This is a genomic window from Ruegeria sp. F12, from assembly GCF_056533885.1.
Map to the genome: position 1 here is coordinate 315285 of NZ_JBQFOV010000001.1, position 23344 is coordinate 338628.

At 59.8% G+C, this 23344-nt stretch carries 20 protein-coding genes; 8 read left to right on the plus strand and 12 right to left on the minus strand.

All coding sequences use genetic code 11. The features are described 5' to 3' along the window. Nucleotides 1-44 precede the first annotated feature (44 nt). Nucleotides 45-617 carry a lipid-binding SYLF domain-containing protein gene (locus tag ACR0CA_RS01620; RefSeq protein WP_170774306.1) on the minus strand — a complete coding sequence of 191 codons (573 nt, stop codon included), beginning with the start codon at nucleotides 615-617 and terminating at the stop codon, nucleotides 45-47. A 140-nt stretch (nucleotides 618-757) separates the two neighbouring features. Next, nucleotides 758-1756, minus strand: a complete 999-nt coding sequence (gene hemB, locus ACR0CA_RS01625) for a porphobilinogen synthase (protein ID WP_480897259.1) — start codon at nucleotides 1754-1756, stop codon at nucleotides 758-760. Nucleotides 1757-1864: 108 nt separating this feature from the next. Here hemB and ACR0CA_RS01630 point away from each other — a divergent pair, with 108 nt between their 5' ends. Next, entirely contained in the window at nucleotides 1865-2389 is a 525-nt protein-coding gene (locus tag ACR0CA_RS01630) for a component of SufBCD complex (RefSeq protein ID WP_170774303.1), read from the plus strand. Nucleotides 2390-2410: 21 nt separating this feature from the next. Continuing rightward, the gene (gene mfd, locus ACR0CA_RS01635; protein ID WP_480897260.1) at nucleotides 2411-5869 is read left to right on the plus strand and encodes a transcription-repair coupling factor; all 3459 of its coding nucleotides are present in this window, start codon (nucleotides 2411-2413) and stop codon (nucleotides 5867-5869) included. 135 nt (nucleotides 5870-6004) lie between these two features. On the opposite strand, the gene ACR0CA_RS01640 is transcribed toward mfd, so the two are convergent. From ACR0CA_RS01640 to ACR0CA_RS01655, 4 genes are all read right to left on the minus strand, one after another. Then, on the minus strand, nucleotides 6005-7663 hold the full coding sequence (locus ACR0CA_RS01640) for a hypothetical protein (protein WP_480897261.1): 1659 nt from the start codon (nucleotides 7661-7663) through the stop codon (nucleotides 6005-6007). A 56-nt stretch (nucleotides 7664-7719) separates the two neighbouring features. Continuing rightward, entirely contained in the window at nucleotides 7720-8928 is a 1209-nt protein-coding gene (locus ACR0CA_RS01645) for a multidrug effflux MFS transporter (protein WP_480897262.1), read from the minus strand. Nucleotides 8929-9003: 75 nt separating this feature from the next. Further along, entirely contained in the window at nucleotides 9004-9663 is a 660-nt protein-coding gene (locus ACR0CA_RS01650; protein ID WP_170774296.1) for a DsbA family oxidoreductase, read from the minus strand. Next, nucleotides 9660-11177: a class I adenylate-forming enzyme family protein gene (locus ACR0CA_RS01655; protein WP_480897263.1), complete on the minus strand. Its 1518-nt coding sequence runs from the start codon at nucleotides 11175-11177 to the stop codon at nucleotides 9660-9662. Before ACR0CA_RS01655 ends, ACR0CA_RS01650 begins: the two co-directional genes overlap by 4 nt. 65 nt (nucleotides 11178-11242) lie before the next feature. Here ACR0CA_RS01655 and ACR0CA_RS01660 point away from each other — a divergent pair, with 65 nt between their 5' ends. Next, nucleotides 11243-11866: a helix-turn-helix domain-containing protein gene (locus ACR0CA_RS01660; RefSeq protein WP_170774292.1), complete on the plus strand. Its 624-nt coding sequence runs from the start codon at nucleotides 11243-11245 to the stop codon at nucleotides 11864-11866. Here the strand turns inward: ACR0CA_RS01660 and ACR0CA_RS01665 are convergent. Next, on the minus strand, nucleotides 11855-12091 hold the full coding sequence (locus tag ACR0CA_RS01665; protein ID WP_170774290.1) for a hypothetical protein: 237 nt from the start codon (nucleotides 12089-12091) through the stop codon (nucleotides 11855-11857). The two genes, ACR0CA_RS01660 and ACR0CA_RS01665, sit on opposite strands and share 12 nt — an antisense overlap. Before the next feature lie 495 nt (nucleotides 12092-12586). Continuing rightward, the gene (locus ACR0CA_RS01670) at nucleotides 12587-14401 is read right to left on the minus strand and encodes an extracellular solute-binding protein (RefSeq protein WP_480857242.1); all 1815 of its coding nucleotides are present in this window, start codon (nucleotides 14399-14401) and stop codon (nucleotides 12587-12589) included. 293 nt (nucleotides 14402-14694) lie between these two features. Here ACR0CA_RS01670 and ACR0CA_RS01675 point away from each other — a divergent pair, with 293 nt between their 5' ends. Both ACR0CA_RS01675 and ACR0CA_RS01680 read left to right on the plus strand, forming a co-directional pair. Beyond that, the gene (locus tag ACR0CA_RS01675) at nucleotides 14695-15468 is read left to right on the plus strand and encodes a 3-hydroxybutyrate dehydrogenase (protein ID WP_170788668.1); all 774 of its coding nucleotides are present in this window, start codon (nucleotides 14695-14697) and stop codon (nucleotides 15466-15468) included. Nucleotides 15469-15533: 65 nt separating this feature from the next. After that, on the plus strand, nucleotides 15534-16559 hold the full coding sequence (locus ACR0CA_RS01680; protein WP_170774616.1) for a patatin-like phospholipase family protein: 1026 nt from the start codon (nucleotides 15534-15536) through the stop codon (nucleotides 16557-16559). Here the strand turns inward: ACR0CA_RS01680 and ACR0CA_RS01685 are convergent, their stop codons facing one another. From ACR0CA_RS01685 to ACR0CA_RS01700, 4 genes are all read right to left on the minus strand, one after another. Then, nucleotides 16560-17237, minus strand: coding sequence for a DUF502 domain-containing protein (locus ACR0CA_RS01685; RefSeq protein WP_170774285.1), 678 nt, complete (start codon nucleotides 17235-17237; stop codon nucleotides 16560-16562). 63 nt (nucleotides 17238-17300) lie between these two features. Next, nucleotides 17301-18206 (minus strand): pseudouridine-5'-phosphate glycosidase, encoded by a 906-nt coding sequence (locus ACR0CA_RS01690; RefSeq protein WP_480897264.1) that lies wholly within the window; start codon nucleotides 18204-18206, stop codon nucleotides 17301-17303. Continuing rightward, nucleotides 18203-19096: a PfkB family carbohydrate kinase gene (locus ACR0CA_RS01695; protein WP_480897265.1), complete on the minus strand. Its 894-nt coding sequence runs from the start codon at nucleotides 19094-19096 to the stop codon at nucleotides 18203-18205. Before ACR0CA_RS01695 ends, ACR0CA_RS01690 begins: the two co-directional genes overlap by 4 nt. 45 nt (nucleotides 19097-19141) lie before the next feature. After that, a complete protein-coding gene (locus ACR0CA_RS01700) occupies nucleotides 19142-19759 on the minus strand; it encodes a thiamine phosphate synthase (RefSeq protein ID WP_480897266.1) in 618 nt (205 codons plus the stop codon). Nucleotides 19760-19912: 153 nt separating this feature from the next. Here ACR0CA_RS01700 and ACR0CA_RS01705 point away from each other — a divergent pair, with 153 nt between their 5' ends. From ACR0CA_RS01705 to ACR0CA_RS01715, 3 genes are read left to right on the plus strand one after another with little or no spacing between them, the layout of a single operon-like run. Further along, nucleotides 19913-20656 carry an RNA methyltransferase gene (locus ACR0CA_RS01705; RefSeq protein WP_170752876.1) on the plus strand — a complete coding sequence of 248 codons (744 nt, stop codon included), beginning with the start codon at nucleotides 19913-19915 and terminating at the stop codon, nucleotides 20654-20656. Nucleotides 20657-20715: 59 nt separating this feature from the next. Beyond that, on the plus strand, nucleotides 20716-21861 hold the full coding sequence (gene ctaA / locus ACR0CA_RS01710; RefSeq protein WP_480897267.1) for a heme A synthase: 1146 nt from the start codon (nucleotides 20716-20718) through the stop codon (nucleotides 21859-21861). Nucleotide 21862: 1 nt separating this feature from the next. Continuing rightward, the gene (locus tag ACR0CA_RS01715) at nucleotides 21863-23332 is read left to right on the plus strand and encodes a carboxypeptidase M32 (RefSeq protein WP_480897268.1); all 1470 of its coding nucleotides are present in this window, start codon (nucleotides 21863-21865) and stop codon (nucleotides 23330-23332) included. Nucleotides 23333-23344 lie beyond the last annotated feature (12 nt).

The window sequence follows — 23344 nt, forward strand, 5'->3', positions numbered from 1 at the left end:
GTTGGGCCATGACGGGGCACGTAGCGAAGAGGGGCATTTCAGCTTCACGGAATGATCCGCGTGTATTTTGTGCCTTCGACGGTCGCCCCGATTTGCAGACCTGCCTGACCAAACACAGCCGCCAGAACAGGCGAGCGCAGTGTCGTCGTGTCTGTCGAAAGGCTGTCGCCCTGATCGCTGACCACGTAGCCGATGTCGGCTCCGGCGGTCCAACCGCTGGCGCGGCGGAAGTCGTTCAGCGCATCTTGTGTCATGAAGAACAGAACATGCGCATACTGCTGGGCGCCGATCTGTAAGCCGGCGGTGCCTTTGACGGCTGAGTAGTAGTCTACTGTTGCCCCGTTGATGCGCAGCGCGCCACGCCCAAAACCGCCGCCGAAGACAAAACCTGCTTCGGTGATCAGTGGCATGACTAGCATACCATTGGCCTTGTTGGCGATCTCAACAGTGTTGGGATAGCTCGCATACATTTCGGTCAACGTCGCATCGACGCGAGCGTCGATCGTTGCCGCATTGGAATTGCCGACGCCATTGCCACAGGCGGCGGTCACGGTCAGACCGGCCATGCCAAGCGCAAAGCCACGACGGTTCAGTCGGGGAAGGTTGGAACTGCTCATATGTTTTCTCTGTATAACTGCCTGATTTGCCGGGTGATCCCGATCTTATGTGCAAGACTACGCCGATTGCGGCGTCCTGTCACGGGAAAGCTGCCGCCGCACTCATCACAATCGGCGAAAAACCGCGTCACACAGGAATTTTATCCTTGCAAGAGGCGTGCGACCGTGGGCGCGAAATAGGTCAGGATGCCGTCACAGCCCGCGCGCTTGAAGGCCAGCAGGCTTTCCAGCATCACCTTTTCTCCGTCGATCCAACCGTTTTGCGCCGCCGCCTGGACCATCGCGTATTCGCCTGACACCTGATAGGCATAGGTTGGCGCGCCAAAGGCGTCCTTCACACGGCGACAGATATCCAGATAGGGCAAACCGGGCTTGATCATCACCATGTCTGCGCCCTCGGTCAGATCGCGCTCGATCAATCTCAAAGCCTCGTTCGAGTTGGCGGGATCCATTTGATAGGTTTTCTTGTCTCCGGTCAGCGCACCCGATGCGCCCACCGCATCGCGGAACGGCCCGTAAAAAGCGCTGGCATATTTCGCGGCATAGCTGAGGATCATCACGTTGTGATGCCCGGCGTTTTCCAAAGCACGGCGCACTTCCCCGATGCGTCCGTCCATCATGTCCGATGGTCCGATGATATCAGCCCCGGCCTCGGCCTGCGCCAGCGTCATTTTGACCAGTGCCTCGACGGTCTGATCGTTCACAATCTCGCCATCCACGACGTATCCGTCGTGACCGTTGATGTTGTAAGGGTCCAGCGCGACGTCCGTCATAACCGCGATATCGGGGGCGGCGGACTTGATGGCCCGGATCGCCCGGTTCGACAGATTGTCGGGGTTCCACGCCTCGGCGCAATCTTCGGTTTTCAAGCTTGGGTCGGTATAGGGAAAGATGCAAATCGCCGGAATCCCCAATGCTTGAGCCTCAACAGCGGCTTTTGCGATTATATCGACCGAGCGGCGAACGACACCGGGCATCGAAGGCACGGGTTCTTCCACGCCTTCCCCATCGCGCACAAACACCGGCCAGATCAGATCATCGGTCGACAGGCTGTTCTCGCGCACCAGCCCGCGGATGGCTTCAGACTGGCGGGCCCGGCGAAAGCGCGTCAGGGGATAAGGGGCGATGGTCGGTTTCATGTCGCGCTCTCCTTGAATATTCGTGCATTGGGTGGCATGAATTCGGCGTAGTCTCAAGGGTAACGATCGACGCGGGTCCCTCAGGACAGTGAATTAAAGGGCTGACGCGTGGACTTATTTTCTTCGATTTTCGAAATCATCGATATGCGCAGCTTTTCGAACCTGTGGTATTGGATCGGGCTGGCCGTTTTGTGGTCGACCGCCAGCCATTGGTCGATGGGTGTGCCGTTTGATCTGGTTCAGCGCGCCCGCCGGATCGGAGGGCAAAGCGAGCAGGATCTGCTTGACATCGTCCGGATCAACCGCAATCGGCTGCTTTATATTGTCGAGGTGTCGGGACTTGCGCTGCTGGGGCTAAGTTGTTTTTTCTTCACCGGGCTGGCCATGCTGGGCTTTGTCTATGGCGTGGAATTTGCGCAGGCGGTGTTTTTACTGATGTTTCCACTGGTGTTGGTAACGCTCATCAATATCTCGGCCGCGCGCAAGTTGAGCCGGGTTGAACCTGAATTGGCCTTTGTGGCGAAAACCCTCACGCGGTGCAGGATCTACACGCAGATCGTGGGGATGATTTCGATCTTGATTACCTCGCTTTGGGGTATGTATCAGAACTTTTCCATCGGCGTTCTGGGATAGAGAATTCGGAAAGGTTAGGCGATGAAGGCTCCGAACCATGTCACGGTTGGCGGCGCCCCCGAAGGGTTTGACGCACAGCTTGTCCTGAACGAGATCGCCCGGTCCGGCGGGCCGGTGTGTCATGTGGCGCGCGACGACAAACGGCTTGAGGCGATGCGAGCAGCCCTTGCCTTTTTTGCGCCGGATATGCCGGTCTTTGTGTTTCCCGGCTGGGATTGTCTGCCCTATGACCGGGTCTCGCCCAACGCAGATATCGCCGCCGCGCGCGTGGCGACGCTGGCGGCGTTAGTGCACCAGATGCCAGATCAGTTCGTGCTGCTGACCTCGTTGAACGCGGCCACCCAGCGGGTGCCCGCCCGCGAAGTTCTACGCGAGGCGGCCTTTACCGCTCGTGTGGACCACCGCGTGGATGAGGCCGCGCTGCGCAATTTCCTTGTGCGCATGGGCTTCACCCAAAGCCCCACGGTGATGGAACCCGGCGACTATGCCATTCGCGGCGGCATCATCGACATCTTCCCTCCGGGCGAATCCGGCCCCGTGCGTCTGGACCTGTTCGGAGACGTTCTGGACGGCGCACGCCGGTTTGATCCCGTCTCGCAGCGCACCACCGAAAAGCTGGACGTAGTAGAATTGGCTCCGGTGTCCGAGGTCATTCTGGACGATGCCGCCATCACGCGCTTCCGCCAGAACTATCGTATCGAGTTCGGCGCGGCGGGCACTGATGACCCTCTGTACGAGGCGGTCAGCGCAGGGCGCAAACATCAGGGCATTGAACACTGGCTGCCCTTCTTTCACGAAAAGCTGGAAACGCTGTTCGATTACCTTCCCGACGCAACGATCACCGTAGATGATCAGGTCACACCCGCGCGTCTGGCGCGGTGGGATACGATTGCTGATCAGTATGAGACCCGACGTTTGGCGCTGGAAAACCGGTCCCGAATGGATACGGTTTATAAGCCGACCCCGCCTGGATTGCTCTATCTGGATGATGCCGCATGGGAGCAAGCGGTCGGTGATCGTCGGGTGCTGCAATTCAGCCCGCTGCCACAGGCCAGTGGGCCGGGTGTGATCGACGCGGGGGGGCGGATCGGGCGTAACTTTGCGCCTGAGCGGCAGCAGGAAAGCATCAGCCTGTTTGGCGCTCTGGCCGCGCACATCACCGACAAGATGGCCCAAGGCCCGGTGCTGATCGCCTCCTATTCCGAAGGCGCGCGCGAACGTCTGACCGGGTTGATCGAAGACGAAGGTTTGGCCGAGGCGATCCCCGTTACCGACGGCACCCGCGTCGGCAAACGGGGCCTGCATCTGGCCGTCTGGGCGCTGGAGCATGGGTTTGAAACCCCCGACTTGACCGTTATCGCTGAACAGGACGTGCTGGGCGACCGCCTGATCCGCCAGCCAAAGAAGCGCCGCAAGGCCGAAAATTTCCTGACTGAGACTCAATCCCTGACCCCCGGTGATCTCGTGGTGCATGTGGATCACGGCATCGGCCGCTATCAGGGGATGGAGGTCGTCACCGCCGCTGGTGCTGCCCATGAGTGCTTGCTGCTGGAATACGCCGAACAGTCCAAGCTGTACCTGCCGGTCGAAAACATCGAACTACTGTCGAAATACGGCCATGACGAAGGTCTGCTGGATCGTCTGGGCGGCGGCGCATGGCAGGCCAAAAAGGCCAAGCTGAAAGAGCGCATCCGCGAGATGGCGGACAAGCTAATCCGTATCGCAGCCGAACGCGCATTGCGAAAGGCTCCTGTGATGGATCCGCCGCCTCACGCATGGGAAGAGTTCAGCGCTCGTTTTCCCTATCAAGAGACAGACGACCAACTGCGCGCGATTTCCGAGGTGATGGAAGACATGCATTCCGGCGCGCCGATGGATCGCCTGATCTGTGGCGATGTGGGTTTCGGCAAGACCGAGGTCGCAATGCGCGCCGCCTTTGTCGCCGCCATGTCAGGCGTTCAGGTCGCGGTGATCGCGCCGACAACGCTGCTGGCCCGACAGCACGCGGCCTCGTTTAAAGAGCGCTTTCGGGGTTTCCCGCTTGAAGTGCGGCAACTCTCTCGTTTCGTTTCAGCGAAAGAAGCGCAGCAAACCCGCGACGGGCTGGCACGCGGCACCGTGGATATCGTGATCGGTACTCACGCATTGCTGGCCAAAGGTATTCGGTTCAACAATCTGGGCCTGCTGATCATTGACGAAGAGCAACATTTCGGCGTCGGCCACAAAGAGCGCTTGAAACAGCTGCGCAGCGACATCCACGTCCTGACCCTGACCGCCACGCCGATCCCACGGACATTGCAACTTTCCCTCACAGGCGTGCGCGACCTGTCGATCATTGGCACGCCGCCCATCGACCGCCTGGCCATCCGCACCTATGTCAGTGAGTTCGACGCGGTCACCATCCGCGAGGCCTTGCTGAGAGAACACTATCGCGGTGGGCAGAGTTTCTACGTGGTACCGCGTATCTCGGACTTGCCTGAGATCGAAGAGTTCCTAAAGGAACAACTGCCGGAACTGACCTATGTGGTCGCCCACGGTCAGATGGCGGCAGGTGAGCTTGATGATCGGATGAACGCTTTTTACGATGGCAAATACGATGTGTTGCTGGCTACGACGATTGTGGAAAGCGGGCTTGATATTCCTACCGCGAACACGATGGTCGTACACCGCGCCGATATGTTCGGCCTGGCGCAGCTCTACCAAATCCGAGGCCGGGTGGGACGTTCAAAAACCCGCGCCTACGCCTACCTGACCACCAAGCCTCGTGCCCGCCTGACAGCTACAGCCGAGAAACGTCTGCGGGTTCTGGGCTCGCTAGACACGCTGGGCGCCGGGTTCACCTTGGCCTCTCAGGACCTGGACATTCGCGGCGCGGGCAATCTGCTGGGCGAGGAACAGTCCGGCCAGATGCGCGATGTTGGTTACGAACTTTATCAGTCGATGCTGGAAGAGGCGATTGCCAAGATCAAAGCGGGCGAGATGGAAGGGCTGTCGGATGCCGACGACCAATGGGCGCCACAGATCAATCTGGGTGTGCCAGTTCTGATCCCCGACGACTACGTACCCGATCTAGACGTGCGTCTGGGCCTTTATCGCCGTTTGTCCTCGCTGTCGACTAAGGTCGAGTTGGAAGGCTTCGCCGCCGAACTGATCGACCGGTTCGGCAAATTGCCGAAAGAGGTAAACACCTTGATGCTGGTCGTTCGCATCAAAGCCATGTGCAAACGCGCAGGTATCGCCAAGCTGGATGGGGGCCCAAAGGGTGCTACCATTCAGTTCCACAACGACAAATTCGCGTCTCCGCAAGGGCTGGTCGAATTCATCCAAAACCAACGTGGCATGGCTAAGGTCAAAGACAACAAGATTGTGGTGCGGCGGGACTGGAAGAATGACGGTGACAAGATCAAGGGGGCGTTTGCGATTGCCCGTGATCTGGCCGAGAAAGTCATCGCCCAGAAAAAGAAGTCCAAAACCAGTTGAAACCGGTGGAAGGGGGCGCTGCCCCCGGCGCGTGTCGCGCGACTCCCCCGGGATATTTAAGGCCAGATGAACGGGGGATCCCAGCTTCATCTGGCTAAAAATATCCCCGCCGGAGGCATCGCGCTTTAGCGCGATTTAGCTTTGCATCGCGGCTTGGGCGCAGAAACACGAAGCTGCGACCGCCCGGTCGGCCCGAGCTAGAGCGAGGTCAAGCCGTTGTTTGATCTGTTGGATTTCGAGCGTTTCATTCCGCGCCTTGAGGCAATCATGCAGGCCCTTGAGGCTCCAGACATTGTCCGGGTGGATCGAGGCGCGGCTGAGCGTTCCGCCCAGACCCAGATCTTCCCGATATACGGCTTCAGCCTCGGTCACGTGACCTTGTTCGAACAAAAGCGCCCCAAGCGCGTGGCGGGTGGGCTGCATCCAGCCCCATGGCTCGTCGTAAGGCAGCGTATCATCCAGTTCGACCGAACGCCGCAGATGCGCGTATGCCGCTTCATAGTTTTCTTTGCGGTATTCGATCTCACCCCGCAGCATTTCACTGGCGATTTCCAGTAGGTCGATGACCCGGTTGTTGTGCAGGCGGCGGGCCTCGGGCACGCGGGCTTTGGCGGCGTGGAACTGGGTTTCTTCCGCTTCGGCTTCGGCAACCTCTCCGGTCGCAGCATGGGCGAGTGCGCGGGCATAGTGGGTTGTGGCCGTGAGCGTTCGGTAGAGGTCGGGGTCATCCGGCAGGTCTAGCGCTTTGGCCTCGGCCCAGCGACCAAAGCGGATCAGGATGTGAGGTTTCATGGACAGATAGGCTTCGAAGAAATCGGCCATCGGAGGGCTTTCGATCCGCAGCATCTCTTCCGGCGTAGTGTCCCAAATTGCCTGATTTGCGGCCAGAGCCGGTGCCATCTGACCCAGAAAGAGCGCGCCATAAATTGTGAAGTGGTAATTGTGCAGCCGGTAGCCCGTATAGATCGTGAAGGCGCCTTCGCGCTCGAAATACTTCAGGTCCGCGACCGAAGCCTGCTGGTTCCACTGAACGACATTGTGGTAGTGGCCGCACAGAACGTCGATATGGGTGGGCATGTGTACCAGGTGTCCTGCCTCGGGAACCAGTCTGCGCAGCACGTCGCCAGCCTTGAGCGCTTTTTCCGGGGTTGGCGACATTTCCATCAGGTGCACGTAAAGGTGCAGCAGGCCGGGATGAGACATGGCTGCGGGATCGTCGGCCATGGCGTCTTCCAGCGCGGTTTGCGCCTCAAACGTTGCTGCACCTGCGGCGGGTAGGCCTGTCTTCAGGTCCCACATTTTCCAAGGTGTGAGGTTCAATAGCGCTTCGACATAAATGGTGCGCAGGTCCAGATTACCGGGCTGGGCGGCAAAGGCGTCACGCATGGCTTCGGCAAAGTCATGGTCCCAGCTGTGCATGTCGGGAATTGGTTCGCGCTGTGGATAGCGGGCGGGTAGGGCGCTGATCAGCGCTTGTTCGACCGGGTTGCAGATTGAGGCCAGAGCCAGTGCCTGCTGCGCTGCGTCATAGGCTTGCTCTAGCGACTTTTTCTTCCCGCGGTCATCTCGCAAATCCCAGGGAAGGTTATAGTTAGGACCCGCCGCATAAGCGATACCCCAAAAGGCCATGGCGCAGTCCGGGTCGGCCTCGGCAGCGCGCTGGAAACAGGCGACGGCCTCGTCATGGTTATAACCGTAGGTCCAGTTCAGCCCCCGATCGAACCAAAGCTGCGCGTCGGGTGAAGTCGTAGTGATCGGGCAGGAATATGGGCCCAGATCGTAATAGTCGCTCATTTCAGTCTCCCCTCGGGTCGAGCGGAGGTTAGCGCGTTTCAATCAAGCTGCACAGGTCAGACGAGTAGTCTGTTTTCGATCCGGCCCATATGCAGCATCAGGCCGAAACCCAATGTGCTCATGGTCAGTATACCCGCGCCCAGAGGCAGGATCGAACCGTCAAAGAGCAGACCGATTGGGCCAGCGATCAGCGCGGCCAGAACGGTTGAAACCGAACCGATCACCGAAGCCGCCATGCCCGCGATATGGCCCATCGGTTCCATCGCGATGGCGTTGAGGTTGCCCATGGTCATTCCGGCCATGAAGAATACGGCCGTCTGCCAACTGACGAATAGCGCAAAGGACAGGTTGGCCGACAGGTCGAACGAATTCAGCAGCAGTACGGATGAGGTGAACAGAATCTGACCGCCCAGCCCCCAAGTCACCAACCGCCGCATGCCCAGACGCACAACAAGGGTCGCATTCAGCAAACTGGCCGAGCCCGACATCAGTGCCACAAAGCCGAACCAGAAGGGAAAGCTGTGGGCGCTGTTGTGGATCTCGTCATAGACCTGCTGGACCATGGTCAACATGGTAAACAGCATGCCAAGGCACAGGGTCTGCACCATGATTGACAGGCGCACCGTGGGGTGGCTGAACATCTCGCGGGCGGCATCCAGCATTAGCGGCAAGCGCAAGGGACGGCGGTTTTCGGGCGTCAGCGACTCGGGCAGACGCAGGCCCATCCATACGATGGTGATCAGCGAAAACAGCATGAAGGAGACAAAGACCGCGCGCCAACCGGCCAGGGCGATCACGCCGGCGCCCATCATGGGCGCAATGGCCGGGACCAACGTGAAAATCATCATGGCGATGGAGACGATCCGCGCCATCTCGCGCCCAGAATAGAGATCGCGGATTATGGCCACGGCGACCACACGCGGCGCGGCGCTGCCGACACCTTGCAGAACGCGGGCCAGCAGCAGCATTTCCAGCGAAGAACTTGCCCATGCGGCGGCAGCGGCAAGGATATAAAGGGCCGAGCCTACATAGATTACAGGTTTGCGCCCGAAAGCGTCCGACAACGGGCCGGTGAAAAAGGTGCCTATACCCATACCCAGCACAAAGGATGTCAGGATCAGTTGCGCCTTGTTGTTGTCATCGGGGCTAAGCTGTGCGCCGATATCGGGCAGCGCAGGCAATATCGAATCGATGGAAAACGCAATTGTTGCAAACATCATTGCGACAAGTGCGACGAACTCTCCGCGAGACATGCGACTGGCCATGGTGCCCTCCTGACCCGTTCACGCTATCACGCGCGGTCAGGGGGCGCCAGTCATGCCAATGCACACAGACCTGTGCTAATTTGCAGGGGAGGCCTCAAGTTGAGACATGATGTCCGCGATCACGCGCTCCCACATCTCGGGCGGCTGCGCACCGGGAACGGCGTGCTGGTTGGCCACGATGAAGGTCGGGACCGAGTTCACGCCCATTTGGCGCGAGTGGCTGTCGCGGTTGCTGATATCCGAACGGTCTGCGTCTGACTTCAACAGTTTCAACACTACGGCGGCGTCCATGCCGATGCTGTCTGCAATATCGCCAAGAACCTCATGGTCTCCGATATCGCGCGCCTGGACGAAATAGGCGTCGAACAGGGCGTCCACGGCCTCGGTTTGCTTGCCCTCGATCCCGGCCCAATGGATCAGGCGGTGCGCGTCCAGCGTATTTGGGGTGCGCTTCATGCCTTCGAAGTCGATCTTCAGCCCGGCATTCTCGGCATGTTCGACCACCGGCGCATAGGCCCGCACGGCGCCTTCTTTGCCGCCGAATTTACGCTCCAGATATTCACGACGATCCATGCCGTTATCAGGCATGTCGGGGTTCAGCTGAAACGGGTGCCATTCGATGACGAAGGGGTGGTCGGGGATCGCGGCCAGCGCTTTGTCCAGATGGGTCTTGCCGATATAGCACCACGGGCAAATCGGGTCGGACATGATATCAAGCTTGACGGTCTGGGTCATTGTTGGCTCGCCTTGAAGTAGGCCGGAAGCGCCCGGCGCAGGAGTTTGCCGTTCCCACCGGTCGGCAGTTCGGGCAGATAGATAAAGGCGCGCGGTTGCTTGTAGCGCGCCAGATTTGCTTCCACATAGGTGCGCAAGTCCGCCTCGTCCAGTTCTTCCGGCCCGGTATAGAAAGCGGCGATCAGAAAAGTGTCCTGTTTGACCTCAACCGCTGCCGCTCCGACCTGCGCGATGCCTGGGTATTGCGACAGCACCGCTTCGACCTCAATCGGTGAGACCCGATAGCCGCCCGCGTTCATCATGTCATCGTCGCGCCCCAGATAAGTGATCTGGCCGTCAACGGCCATCGCCCCTTGATCTCCGGTTAAAAACCAGTCGCCCTGCATTCGCGCCTGCGCCTCGTCCGGGGCGTTCAGATAGGTCAGCATCAGGCCGGGGTCCGAACGGTGGATGGCGATGGTGCCTGCCTGACCCCGCGGTGCAGGGCCGTCGGGCCCCAGAATCGCAACGCGACGACCGGGTTGCGGTTGTCCCAATGACTCTCCCCGTGCCGGATGGTTAGGGCTGGAGGAGATGAAGGTCGAACATTCGGACATACCGTAAGCTTCGAACAGCTCGGTTCCCGTGGCGCGCATCCAGGCATGGTGCAGCGTAGGCGACAGCTTTTCCCCGGCGCACAATCCATGGCGTAGATCGGGCAGGTGCAGGTAATCAGGGGACGATACGATCTTGCGGAACACCCCCGGAGCGGCGGCAAAGATCGTGGCTTGGTGGTCGCGCAGCAAGCCGGGCAGGGCGGTCAGATCGGTGCCCGGTTCTGGGATCAGCGCCGTAGCACCGATTGTCCAGGGATCCATCAACCCGGTGCCCAGCGTATAGGTCCAGTTGAAGGCGCCCGCGTGGCACAAACGGTCATCTTCGCGCAACCCGTACCAGCCATCGACCATCATTTGCCGTGCCCAGATGGCCCTATGCGCATGGGCGACAGCTCGGGGTTTGCCCGAAGTGCCCGAGGTGTAGACGACATAAGCCAAACGCTCGGGGTCGCCCATCTGGACTGTGGCGGGTGCGAGGTCGCGCATCATGGTCAGGTCGGACAAGGAAACTTGAACCGGATGAGGAGCACAGGCCACCGATGGATCACGCAGCACAGCCGCTGGTTTCAGATCCTGAATGATTTTCGCCGTTTCAGGTTCGGTCAGTTGAGACGAGGTTGGAACGGGGACAATCCCCACCGCAATTGCGCCCAGATACGCAATCGGAAAATCAACCGTGTTTCCCAACCGCATCAACGCGATATCACCCGGGAACAGACCCGCCTGCAGCAAGCCGGCGCCTGTGCCCAGTATGGCGCGTTTCAACGCGGCATAAGTCCAATGTTGCGCGCCCTGCGCACCCAGCACTGACAAAGCGGTCTTTTCCGCAAAATCATCCGCGTGACGCAACACATGCGCAGCCAAATTGAATGGTACGGGGCAAGCTGGTGGCGGGCCTTGATCGAAGACAGACAACATGGACCTTGGCTAACGTGACGTCTGACGCGTTGCAAGCAGGACGGGCTGGCCCTATAGAAAAACGCATGAGCACCCAAGAGCAGACATCGCTGATCCGCATCGCGCGGGAATCCGGAGACCATACCGAGCTTGAGCCGTTGGATCTGGGCGCCCGTGTCCGCGAATTGCGCAAAGCACGCAACTGGACGCTGGAACAGGCGGCCACGCAGGCAGGGCTGGCGCGTTCGACGCTCAGCAAGATCGAAAACGGTCAGATGTCGCCCACCTATGACGCGCTGAAGAAGCTGGCGGTTGGGCTTGAGATCTCGGTGCCGCAGTTGTTCACGCCCCCGCAACGCGAGCAGGTGATCGGGCGGATGTCTGTCACCCGGATGGGTCAGGGTGCGGCACATGCGACCGCGACTTACGAACATGAGTTGCTGGCGGAAACACTGACCAAGAAACAGATGCTGCCCTACCGTGCGCGCGTACGGGCCCGCTCGATGGACGAGTTCGAGGGCTGGGTACGCCATGATGGTGAAGAGTTCCTGTATGTCCTGACCGGCGTCGTGCGGCTGTATACGGAATTCTATGAACCGGTTGAGATGCGTCGCGGTGATAGCGCCTATTACGACGGCAGCATGGGCCACAACGTCGTGTCTGTCAGCGATGAGGACGCAACGATCCTGTGGGTAACGTCACTTACGTAAAGTGCTGCTGAATTCACGGTTCAGACCTTCTGTGAACAGAAAATCCTCTAGCTCTTCATGGGCTTCGTTTACGGTCAGTTGGTGCCGCTCGGCCAGATAGGCTTCGAACCCTTTGCGATCCTTGCCCAGCTTTGGCTTATCCTGATCGCGCAGGTTCGGAAACCGCCGTTTGGCGCGTGCGTACATCGCATCCCAGTCTTGCGTCAGGTCAGTCCAGTTCAGCATGTGCAAGCTTTCCGGTTTCCAGGTTTCAAGGCTGCCCGGCCTATATTCAGGTTACGAAGCCCCTGCGCGACCCCGTGCATGACAAAATGTCGCACCTTGCGCTTGCGTATTTTCGGAATGGAAATGCCCGTTGCAGCCGCACCGCAACGGGCTGTCGGACCTAAGGTTGGAGTGAGTGGAGGCAGGTCCGTTTCTCAGACGCGCTGCGGGGTACGAAATTGGCTAAAGTTCAAGAATAAAAGCAAAAATCTTATCACACAGAGCGAAGTATAGGCCGAAGGCTAGCGGCAAAGATGTATTCGGTAAAGCTCTTTTTGAGACTGCGCCGATTTTGGACGAAAATTCGCGGACCCGCAGATTTTGTGGTAGGGAAAACAGTGACTACTCTATGTCGTCAGAAAACCGAATGTGCCAATTTTCGCCGACAGGCTGCGACGGGCGAGATCAGACCTTGGCTCGGAGGGCGGAATGGGGCGCGAAAGCGCCCCATTTGGGCTATTCTTCGAACCACCAGACCTGTGGCATGTATTCCGGCCCGTCCCCGTAAATCGGCAGAGTGTCGGGGAATTTTAGCTCTTTCGCGTGGGCGATGCGGCCAACGTCGAAATTCCAGATCGGGATGACATAGCGCCCGGCGGTCAGAACCCGGTCCAAGGCGCGGGTCGCGGCCACGAAATCCTCGCGGCTTTCCGAGGCAAGCATGGCGTCGATCATCCCATCTACCGCAGGCGAGGCAACGCCCATCAGGTTACGCGTCCCCGGCGTGTCGGCGTTCTCGCTGCCCCAATAGAGCCGCTGTTCGTTGCCCGGAGACAGTGATAGTGCCCGGCGGAAGAAGGTCATGTCGAAGTCCAGCTCGGAAGTGCGACCCGTATATTGGGCGCTGTCGACCATCTCGGTCGTGACCTGAATACCCAGACGCTCCAGCGCGCGACTGTAAATCTCGATCGCCGTTTCGCTTTCGGTGTCACCCTGTTGCAGAAGGACGGTGAGGGTAAAGGCATCGCCCGCTGCATTGCGCAGCACGCCGTCCTGAATGGTCCAACCAGCCTCGGCCAGCAGAGCGGTCGCTTTGCGGATATTGGACCGGTTACGCGCTGATCCGTCACTTTCGGGTAGGCTGTAACCCTCAAGCACGCCAGGCGGCAACGTGTCTGCAAAGGGTTGCAGCAATTCAGCGACTCGGCCCGATGCTTCGCCTGGTTGCATGGCAAGATCCGAGCCCGAGAAATACGAGGTAATCCGGGGCTGTGCGCCACCCGTGATCGTGTCGTTGATGAATTCGAAGTTGAAGGCAAGGGTCAACGCCTCGCGCACACGCCAATCATCGAACGGGGCCTTGCGGGTATTCATGACAAAGCCTGTCATTCCCGAAGGTTTGCCATGCGGGATTTCAGTTTTGATCACGTCGCCACGCTGGATCGAGGGGAAGGTGTATTGCGTGTCCCACTTGTCGGCGTTGAATTCGCGCACGGCGGTCAGAGCACCGGCCTTGAAGGCCTCGAACAGGACCGTGCCGTCTCCGTAGAATTCGATCCGCATCTCATCCAAGTTCATGGTTCCGCGTCGGAACGGGATGTCCGCGCCCCAATAGTCCGGGTTCCGGCGCAGGGTGACATAGCGGCCGGCCTCATAGTCATCGATCACATAGGGGCCGGTGCCGACGGGGATGTCATGCAGGGTGGCGTCTGCGAAATCCTTGCCCTCCCACTGTGCCTTTTGAAGGATCGGGCGCAGACCGGCGATGAGCGCCAGCTCTCGGTCGGGGTCGTTAAAGGTGATCCGAACCGAGCGCGGGCCAGTCTGTTCGATACTGTCGATCTTGCCCCACAATCCGCGATATCGCAGGTGGCCTTCGGTGCCCAAAATCTCGTACGACCAGATCACATCTTCGACAGTCACCGGAGTTCCGTCTGAAAATTGGGCGTTTTCGCGCAGGGTGAATTCGACCCAAGAACGGTCTGGTGCTGTTTCAACCGATTCGGCCAACAACCCGTATAACGAGAATGGCTCATCCCAGGATCGCCCCATGAGGCTTTCATGGGTCCAAAATCGCAATTGCCAGGGTGGGGTGCCTTTTTGCACAAACGGGTTCAAACTGTTATAGCCGCCGGTATTTCCAAAAACGACTTTGCCGCCTTTTGGCGCGTCGGGATTCGCGTAAGGCAATGACACAAAATCCGGTGGTAGTGCGGGCGCGCCATACATAGCTATGCCATGAGCCGATTCTGCGTTAGCGATAGCACTGCTCAAAACCAGGGTGATTCCCGTGATCACAGGGCGAATGGGGCGGAGAATATTGGGGCGCATTTTGGAAACAATCCTGCTCTGGCCTTATTTTGTTGGGATTCATCGTACCGATGATTTTTCTTATTTTCAAACTTTTAGCTTGGACGGAGGCGTGGAATTGCTTATAAAGGGTGCACTGCTCGATAGGTTTCTTGCCTGTATGAAACCTGCCTCAATAACTTAACGCCCGCTTCGTGCGGGCGTTTTTTTTGTGCAGATTTTTGGCGCTGTTTCGTGCTTTTGTCATTCGCCGTTTTCTTTGCAGGTGCAGCATGGCACTGTGGCTGAAATTCGGTTTTCGAGGGAGAGCGACCATGAGCCTTTCGGGCAAGACGGCAATTATCACAGGGTCAAATTCAGGTATTGGATTGGGTATCGCACGCGAGTTGGCGAAGGCCGGAGCGGATGTGGTGTTGAACTCGTTCACCGACCGCGACGAGGATCACGCGCTGGCTGCCGAGATCTCGGATCAGACGGGAACAAACGCACGCTATGTCAAGGCCGATATGTCTAAAGGCGACGAATGCCGGGCGCTGATCGAGACCGTGGGCGTATGCGATATTCTGGTCAACAATGCGGGTATTCAGCATGTGGCGCCGATTGATCAGTTCCCAGTCGACAAATGGGATGCGATCATTGCGATCAACATGAACTCGGCTTTTCACACTACGGCCGCCGCTTTGCCGATGATGCGCAAGGCCGGGTGGGGGCGTGTGGTCAACATCGCCTCTGCCCATGGTTTGACGGCGTCGCCCTACAAGGCGGCCTATATCGCAGCCAAGCACGGTTTAGTGGGTATGACCAAGTCCGTGGCGCTGGAGACGGCACAAGAGCCGATTACCTGCAATGCCATTTGTCCGGGCTACGTGTTGACCCCGCTGGTCGAGGCGCAAATTCCCAATACGATGAAGGAATATGACATGAGTCGCGATGACGTGATCAAGAACGTCATGCTGGAGCGGCAACCGTCGAAAGAATTTGCCACGGTTGAGCAGTTGGGAGGCACAACGGTGTTTTTGTGCTCGGACGCTGCAGCGCAAATCACCGGCACGACGATTTCCGTGGATGGCGGTTGGACGGCGTTGTGAGACTGCGTGGGGGCTCGGCCCCCACACCCCCGAGGTATTTTTGAACAGAAGAAGGGGTGAGCGTTGTGAAGAGGATCAATCTGGCCCTGCAGGGCGGTGGTGCACATGGGGCGTTTACCTGGGGTGTGCTGGACCGGATTTTGGACGAAGAGGATATCGAGGTCGCTGCGATCACCGGGACTTCGGCCGGGGCTTTGAATGGGGCCGCGTACAAGTCAGGTATGGTTCGGGATGGGCGCGATGGGGCGCGTGCCAACCTGAACGGGCTTTGGGCGCGTATGGGGGCCGTGGGCGACATGCGGTTGGCCAATTGGATGCAGGCCGTTGAGCCTGCTCAGGTCGCGCAGGCGATGGAGTATTCCTTGCCGTTTTCCGTGGGGGATACGTGGTCGCGGTTGGTGTCGCCTTATGCATACGGGCCGTTCTACAAGAACCCATTGGAGTCGGTGATTGATCGCTTCAACTTTGATGAGGTCTGTGCGGATCTGGGACCAGCCCTGTTTGTGTGTGCGACCTGTGTGCGCAGTGGCAAGATCCGAGTGTTTACGGGGGACGAGATTTCGACCGATGCGATTTTGGCTTCGGCCTGTTTGCCGACCTTGTTTCAGGCGGTGGAGATTTTCGATCCAAAAACGGGGCGGACTGAGGCTTATTGGGACGGTGGTTATACCGGCAATCCGGCGCTTTACCCTTTGTTTGACAAAGGTTTGCCCGATGATGTTGTGATCGTGAATATCAATCCTCTGGAGCGGGACGAGGTGCCGAAGACCCCGCAGCAAATCCAGAATCGGGTGAATGAGATCAGTTTCAACTCGTCCCTGTTTCGGGAGTTGCGGGCGATCAGTTTCGTACAGCGTCTGTTGGCCGAGGGCAAGTTGCAGGCGGGTGAGATGAGCCGCGTGTTGGTGCATATGATCGCGGATGATGAGCTGATGAATGATCTTTCCGTGGCGACCAAGACGGTGCCGAACCCGGTCATCCTACATAAGCTGAAAGAGGCTGGGCGTCGGGCTGCTAGTCGGTTTCTGACCGATCACAAGGCGGATTTGGGCCAGCAAAGCACTGTCAACCTGCCGGAGATGTTCGGCTGATTACTCGGGCGGCTGGGTCGGGTCTTTTTCGTTTGGGTAGACCAGGCCGGCTGAAATGACCAGTTTGGCGGCGTCCTCAATGGACATGTCCAGAAGGATCACGTCCTCTTCAGGGAAAAACAGCAAGAAACCGGAGGTCGGGTTCGGTGTTGTGGGCACGAAGACGCTGAGCAGTGCACCGCCGGTTTCGGCACGGTCGCTGACCTCGCCCCGCGCGGTGGTCGAGACGAAGCCGATGGCCCAGATGCCACGGCGGGGATATTGGATGAGACAGGCTTTTTCAAACGACCGTTCGGTTTGCGCGAAAACCGTTTCCGAGATCTGTTTGATCCCGGAATAAACCGACCGCACCACTGGCATCCGATTCACGACGCTTTCGCCGAAATGGATCAGCGACCGGCCCAGAATGCCTTTGGCGATCCAGCCGACGATCACCGTGAAGATCAGGAATATCACCACGCCGACGCCGCGCAGATTGATTCCTACATACTGTTCGGGGTGAAATTGCTGTGGCACAAGCGGCAGGACGGCGCTGTCGATCCAGCCAACCACAGACCAGATCAGCCAGACCGTTAGCCAGACTGGTGCAATAACAACGATGCCCGTCAGAAATGACGCGCGCAGCCGGGAAAACAGGCCCGGTCCGCGGTGAGGTTCTTCGTCAAAGGGCGTGTTCATTGCGGTCCTGAGTGATTTGCCGATTTAGTTAAGCAGTCCGGGGCCTTGGTACAATAGCTTTGCTCACTCGGACAGGGCGCGGGCGATTCTGGCGGCCAATTTTGCGTTATTTCTAACCAATGCGATGTTTGCGGTCAGTGAACGCCCCTCGGTCTGTTCATAGATGCGCTGCAGCAGGTAAGGGGTGACACCTTTGCCGGTGATCCGGTGCGCGTCGGCGTCCGCTTGGGCGGAGGCGATGATCGGGGCCAGTTCCTGCGCCGGGATTTGGTCTTCGGCGGGGATCGGGTTAGCCACGAGTTGCCCGCCGGGCAGCCCAAGGGCGCGGCGAGTGGCGTGGGCCTTGGCGATGGCTTCGGCGGTGTCCATACGCAATGGCGCGGCATAAGGGGATTTGGCGGACCAGAAGGCGGGGAATTCGTCCTGCCCGTGAGCTATGACGGGGACGCCCAGCGTTTCAAGAACCTCGAGCGTTTTGGCCAGATCGAGGATGGCTTTTGCACCGGCGGCCACAACAGTCACAGGGGTTTGAGCCAACTCATGCAGGTCCGCTGAAATATCGAACGAAGTTTCGGCGCCTTGATGCACGCCGCCTATCCCGCCGGTGGCGAAGACCGGAATTCCAGCGTAGTGCGCTGCGATCATTGTGGCGGCGACGGTTGTGGCTCCGGTCCCGCCGGTCGAGATACAGGCCGCCATGTCCGCGCGCGAGATTTTGGCGACACCTTGCGCCTGACCAAGCGCTTTGAGCTGATCCTCTTCCAGCCCCACGTTCAGCACGCCGTCGATGACCGCAATCGTTGCTGGAACGGCACCTGCATCGCGGATGTCCTGTTCGACCTGCGCCGCGACCTCGATATTTTGAGGGTAGGGCATCCCGTGGGTAATGATGGTGCTTTCCAGCGCAACGATGGGGTGGCCTGCGTCTTTGGCGGCGCGGACCTCGGCCGAGTAGTGGATGTCGATCACAGTGGGGTTTCTCCGGAAACGTAAGTAGCAGCGGCGTGCAAGGCACGGGTCAGGGCAGCGTCGGGGGCGGCCCCGGCGGCCTCGGACGCGATATGCGCCGCCATGAAAGTGTCGCCCGCGCCAGTCACGCGTGTGACCAGAACGGACGGGGGTGTTTGGGTCAGAATCTCATCTGCGGTGCCCACGGTGGCCGAGTTGCCGCCATCCGTGACCAGCACCCGCAGCGCGCCGCGATCCAGCAGACCTTTGGCGGCGGATTCGGAATCGGTGAACTCGCGCTGACACAGGAGCCCAGCCTCTTCGAGGTTCACATAAAGCGTCGCGCGGGCATGTTTGAGGAAGGGCAACAGGCGCTCGGCCTTACCGGGTGAGGCAGGGGCCACGCGCAAATCGGCTTTTGCGAAGGCCGGGCTTTGGGCGATTTCTTCCAGCAAAGTTAGCGTCAGGTTGCCATCCAATGCGATGGGGCCTTCGAACGGTGTGTTCTCGTAGCCCAACGGTCCGTGCATCAGCGGGCGTAGGATTTTGTCCCCAGCAGCCTCAAGCGAATGCGCGTCGGCGATGGCGGCGATCAGACCATTGGCACCTTCGACAGCCATATAGCGGTCGGTCGGCAAATCCTGCGAGCGGTAGACGTGATCCGTGACCATGCCCAGCCGTGCGCAGGCATTGACCAGTTCGTCGCCTTCAGGGTCGCGGCCAATTGCGGTCAGCAGGGTGGGCGTCATACCGAACCGCACCAGCGTCATGGCGATGTTCATGGCCACGCCGCCGGGCAGGCGGGTGATCCGCCCCGGCACGTCTGACCCCTGCCGCATGGCGCTGGCAGATCGCCCGATCACGTCCCAAAGGACCGAACCGATACACAGGATTTCGCTAGTCTGAGTCATGCCCGTGTCATGCCGCAGCGCCCGCGCGGGTGCAAGGGTTAACGCTCACATCGCGCCGGTCAGGGCTTTCAGCGCGGCGACCGGATCGTCCTGCGACCAGATCTCGTCGCCAATACCGAAGAAATCGGTGTGCGGCGACAGTTCGCGGATCAGCTCGGGGGTCAGACCGCCTTCGGCCACGACCGGAACTTCGATCATTTCGGACCACCACTGAAACAGGTCTTTTTCTGCAATGGTGCCGTCGCCCAGGGCTGATGTGCCAACCGGGCCAAACGCCACGTAATCCGCGCCGTTTTCGCCAGCGGTCATGCCGTCATGGCTGGAGGCCGCGCAAAAGCTGCCCACGATGGCATCCGCGCCCAGTTCTTTGCGTGCCGCCCGGACCGAGCGCGCGCCGTCATCCAGATGCACCCCGTCCAGCCCCAGCCGCTGCGCCAGCAGGACATGGTTCGAGATCACGATCGCCACATCCCGTGCGTGTGCGACCTCGCGGCAGGCATCGGCGGCGCGGGCGATGGTGTCTTCGTCGCTACCCGCCAAGGCGAGGCGGATGCAGGCGATCTCGGTGCTGTCCAGCACGCGGCCCAACTGCTCGGGGAAGGTGCTCAGGGTGATCGTGGGCGGTGTGATCAGGTAAATCTGCGGCTGCTCGGGGGTGTCCATTGGCGCGTCCTTCGCTTTCAGTCTTTGGCGCGGTTTAGCGGATTGGGCCGGGGAAGCAATCTTTTTAGCCGGATATTGGCGCAATTGGCCGCCCGGACGGCTTGCCCTGCGCCAATGTGCCGATTACAGCAGGCGGAACTTTCGGAGACAGCCATGCCCAGCGACAAATCCCAGCCTTCCTTTGTGCTCGTGCGCCCTCAGATGGGCGAAAACATCGGTGCTGCCGCGCGGGCGATGTGGAACTTCGGGTTGGACCGGATGCGGATTGTTGCGCCACGTGATGGTTGGCCAAACCCCAAGGCTGTGGCCATGTCCAGCGGGGCGGGGCGGTTGCTGGATGAGGCGCAGCTTTTTGACGATCTGGCCGGGTCGTTGGCTGACAGCACCTTTGTGTTCGCCACCACGGCACGTCAGCGCGGGTTGACCAAGCCGGTCTACAGCCCCGAACGCGCCATGCAGATTGCCGCTGAAAAAGTCGCGGCGGGCGAAAAGGTTGCCGTACTGTTTGGCCCCGAACGCGCGGGGCTTGAGAATGAGGATATCGCCAAGGCCAACGCCATCATCTCGGTCCCGGTGAACCCCGAATATGCCTCGCTCAACCTCGGGCAATGTGTGCTGCTGACTGCCTATGAGTGGATGCGCCAAAGTGCCGATGTGGTGCATGAGGCCACTGATTTGGGCAAGGGCGATTGGGCGACAGGGATCGAGGTTGAAAAACTGGTCGAACATTACGAGGACCGGCTGGAAGAGGCGGGGTTTTTCTACCCGCCTGAAAAGGCCGAAGGGATGAAGACCAACCTGCGCAACCTGTGGTCGCGTATGCGGATGACGCGGGCCGATGTGCAGATGCTGCACGGGATCATGCGGCAGATGGTCCGCTGGAAGGACAAGGGCTAAGGCTGGACCTATCTTCCGCTTCACCCTAGCGTGCGACGAAACAAGGACATGAGGACAGCATGAGCGGCAAGCGCAGCATCTTCGAAGAGGTCTCGGGCGACCAGAAACAAGAGGCGGTTCAGCCCGGTATGATCGACCGTGGCCGGGGCGGCACGCGCAAGGCAATCCGGGCGTGGCTGATGATGCTGTTCGCGCTGGTCGTGGTGATGATCGCTGTGGGTGGCCTGACGCGCCTGACCGATAGCGGGTTGTCGATTACTGAGTGGCGACCGATCACCGGGGCTATCCCGCCGATGTCCGAGACAGATTGGCAATCCGAGTTCGACAAGTACAAGGAAATCGACCAGTGGCGCATCCAGAACCAGTGGATGGAGCTGGACGATTTCAAATTCATCTACTGGTGGGAATGGGGTCATCGTCAGCTGGGCCGCGTGATCGGTCTGGTCTGGGCCATCGGGTTCTTTGGTTTCTTGGCCGCGCGGAACATCCCCACGGGTTGGACTAGTAAGCTTTTGATCCCCGGCGTTCTGGGCGGGGTGCAGGGGGCTGTCGGTTGGTGGATGGTCGCCTCGGGCGTGACACAGGGCGAGGGGATGACTGCCGTTGCCAGCTACCGCCTGGCCACCCATCTGGGGCTGGCCTTTGTGATTCTCGGGTTCCTTGCGTGGTACATCTTTGAGTTGGGCCGCGAGGAGCGTGACCTGATGCAGGCCCGCCGCGCGAAAGAGGCGAAGCTGTTCTCGCTCTCGACCGGTTTGATGCATTTCGCCTTCCTGCAAATCCTGATCGGCGCACTGGTCGCCGGGATTGATGCCGGGCGGTCTTACACCGACTGGCCTTTGATCGGCGGACAGCTTTTGCCGCCCGATGCCACGATGCTGGAGCCGATGTGGCGCAACTTCTTCGAAAGTCCTGGTCTGGTGCAGTTTATTCACCGCTGTGCGGGCTATCTGCTGGTGATTTTCGGCTTCATCGTCTGGAGGCGCGGCGGCTCCAGCGCACATCCGCAGACGCGGTTTGCCTTTAACGCGGCTTTTGCAGCGCTGGCACTGCAAGTGGCGATCGGTATCGTGACTGTGGTCTACGCCGCGCCGTGGCAGATCGCGATTGTCCATCAGTTCATGGCCGTGGTCGTCTGGACCCTGATCCTGCGCGCGCGTTTCCTGACCGCTTACCCAATCGCAACCTCGATCCGCGGAGCGTGACATGACCGCCTTTGACGACCTGATGGCCTTTCAACGGGAAACCTCGGCGCTGGGGCAGATTGCCGGGCGGCTGGGCTGGGACCAGGAAACGGTGATGCCGCGCGGAGCTGCGCCGCAACGGGCCGAGGAAATGGCTGCGATCGAAGCTGTTCTGCACGCGCGCCGATCCGACCCGCGCGTGGCTGAATGGCTGGATCAGGCCGACCCGCAGGATGAGGTCGGCAAGGCGCAGCTGCGCGAAATCCGCCGATCCTATGAGCGCACGGTCAAAGTTCCCGCTGACTTGGCCAAAGCGATTGCGCGTGTCACATCCGCTGCGCAGGGCACATGGGCGCAGGCCCGCGCGGACGAAGATGTGGCCGCGTTCCTGCCCGCGCTGCAAAACGTCGTTGCCTTGAAACGTGAAGAGGGCGCGGCGCTGGCGCAAGGCGGTGACGTCTATGACGCCATGGTCGAGGATTATGAGCCCTACACCACGGGCACTCAAATTGCCGAAATCTTCGACCAGATGCGCCCGCGTCTGGTGGCCCTGCGCGCAGCTGTTCTGGACTGCCCCGCGCCGCAAGCCCTGACCGGTACATTTGACGAACTGACCCAGATGCGCCTGTCGCAGAAATTGGCGACCACCTTCGGCTATGACCTGAACACGGGTCGCGTGGACAAGGCGGTGCATCCGTTCAGCTCGGGCAGCGGGCTGGACGTGCGGATCACCACCCGTACCAGCGAGACCGATCCGTTCAACTGTTTCTACTCGACCATTCACGAAGTCGGCCACGCCGCATATGAGCAAGGTATCGACCAAGCTTATGCGCTGACCCCGCTGGGCAGTGGGGTGTCGATGGGCGTGCATGAAAGCCAAAGCCGGATTTATGAAAACCAGCTGGGCCGCTCGCGTGCGTTCACCGGCTGGCTGTTCGATCAGATGACAGCGGCCTTTGGCGATTTCGGGATTAGTGACGCCGACGCATTCTATGCCACCGTCAACGGTGTTCATAACGGCTATATCCGAACCGAGGCGGATGAGGTGCAATATAACCTGCACATCATGCTGCGCTTTGATCTGGAGCGCGCCCTGATGGCCGAAGACCTGCAGGTCAGCGATCTGGAGGCCGCGTGGAATGACCGTTTCAAGGCCGATTTCGGCTATGCGGTCGACAAGCCTTCAAACGGGTGCTTACAGGATGTGCATTGGTCGGTGGGGCTGTTTGGCTATTTCCCGACCTACTCGCTGGGCAATGTCTACGCCGGATGCCTGTATGAGGCGCTGCGCGCGGCGCTACCAGATTTGGACGCGCAGCTTGCGCAAGGTGACTCGACGGGCGCAACCGGCTGGCTGCGCGAGAACCTGCAACGCCATGGCGGGCTGTACGCCCCGCGCGAGGTCATAACCCGCGCAAGTGGGGTTGAACCGGGGCCAGAGCCACTTTTGGCCTATCTGGAAGATAAGTTCGGTAAGCTGTACGGCCTCTGACCCTCACGTTTC

Bases quoted from the DNA above. Each gene is read 5' to 3' on its own strand.
- ACR0CA_RS01620 (WP_170774306.1), bottom strand. From the start codon at position 617: ATGAGCAGTTCCAACCTTCCCCGACTGAACCGTCGTGGCTTTGCGCTT.
- hemB (WP_480897259.1), bottom strand. From the start codon at position 1,756: ATGAAACCGACCATCGCCCCTTATCCCCTGACGCGCTTTCGCCGGGCC.
- mfd (WP_480897260.1), top strand. From the start codon at position 2,411: ATGAAGGCTCCGAACCATGTCACGGTTGGCGGCGCCCCCGAAGGGTTT.
- ACR0CA_RS01640 (WP_480897261.1), bottom strand. From the start codon at position 7,663: ATGAGCGACTATTACGATCTGGGCCCATATTCCTGCCCGATCACTACG.
- ACR0CA_RS01645 (WP_480897262.1), bottom strand. From the start codon at position 8,928: ATGGCCAGTCGCATGTCTCGCGGAGAGTTCGTCGCACTTGTCGCAATG.
- ACR0CA_RS01650 (WP_170774296.1), bottom strand. From the start codon at position 9,663: ATGACCCAGACCGTCAAGCTTGATATCATGTCCGACCCGATTTGCCCG.
- ACR0CA_RS01655 (WP_480897263.1), bottom strand. From the start codon at position 11,177: ATGTTGTCTGTCTTCGATCAAGGCCCGCCACCAGCTTGCCCCGTACCA.
- ACR0CA_RS01660 (WP_170774292.1), top strand. From the start codon at position 11,243: ATGAGCACCCAAGAGCAGACATCGCTGATCCGCATCGCGCGGGAATCC.
- ACR0CA_RS01665 (WP_170774290.1), bottom strand. From the start codon at position 12,091: ATGCTGAACTGGACTGACCTGACGCAAGACTGGGATGCGATGTACGCA.
- ACR0CA_RS01670 (WP_480857242.1), bottom strand. From the start codon at position 14,401: ATGCGCCCCAATATTCTCCGCCCCATTCGCCCTGTGATCACGGGAATC.
- ACR0CA_RS01675 (WP_170788668.1), top strand. From the start codon at position 14,695: ATGAGCCTTTCGGGCAAGACGGCAATTATCACAGGGTCAAATTCAGGT.
- ACR0CA_RS01685 (WP_170774285.1), bottom strand. From the start codon at position 17,237: ATGAACACGCCCTTTGACGAAGAACCTCACCGCGGACCGGGCCTGTTT.
- ACR0CA_RS01695 (WP_480897265.1), bottom strand. From the start codon at position 19,096: ATGACTCAGACTAGCGAAATCCTGTGTATCGGTTCGGTCCTTTGGGAC.
- ACR0CA_RS01700 (WP_480897266.1), bottom strand. From the start codon at position 19,759: ATGGACACCCCCGAGCAGCCGCAGATTTACCTGATCACACCGCCCACG.
- ACR0CA_RS01705 (WP_170752876.1), top strand. From the start codon at position 19,913: ATGCCCAGCGACAAATCCCAGCCTTCCTTTGTGCTCGTGCGCCCTCAG.
- ctaA (WP_480897267.1), top strand. From the start codon at position 20,716: ATGAGCGGCAAGCGCAGCATCTTCGAAGAGGTCTCGGGCGACCAGAAA.
- ACR0CA_RS01715 (WP_480897268.1), top strand. From the start codon at position 21,863: ATGACCGCCTTTGACGACCTGATGGCCTTTCAACGGGAAACCTCGGCG.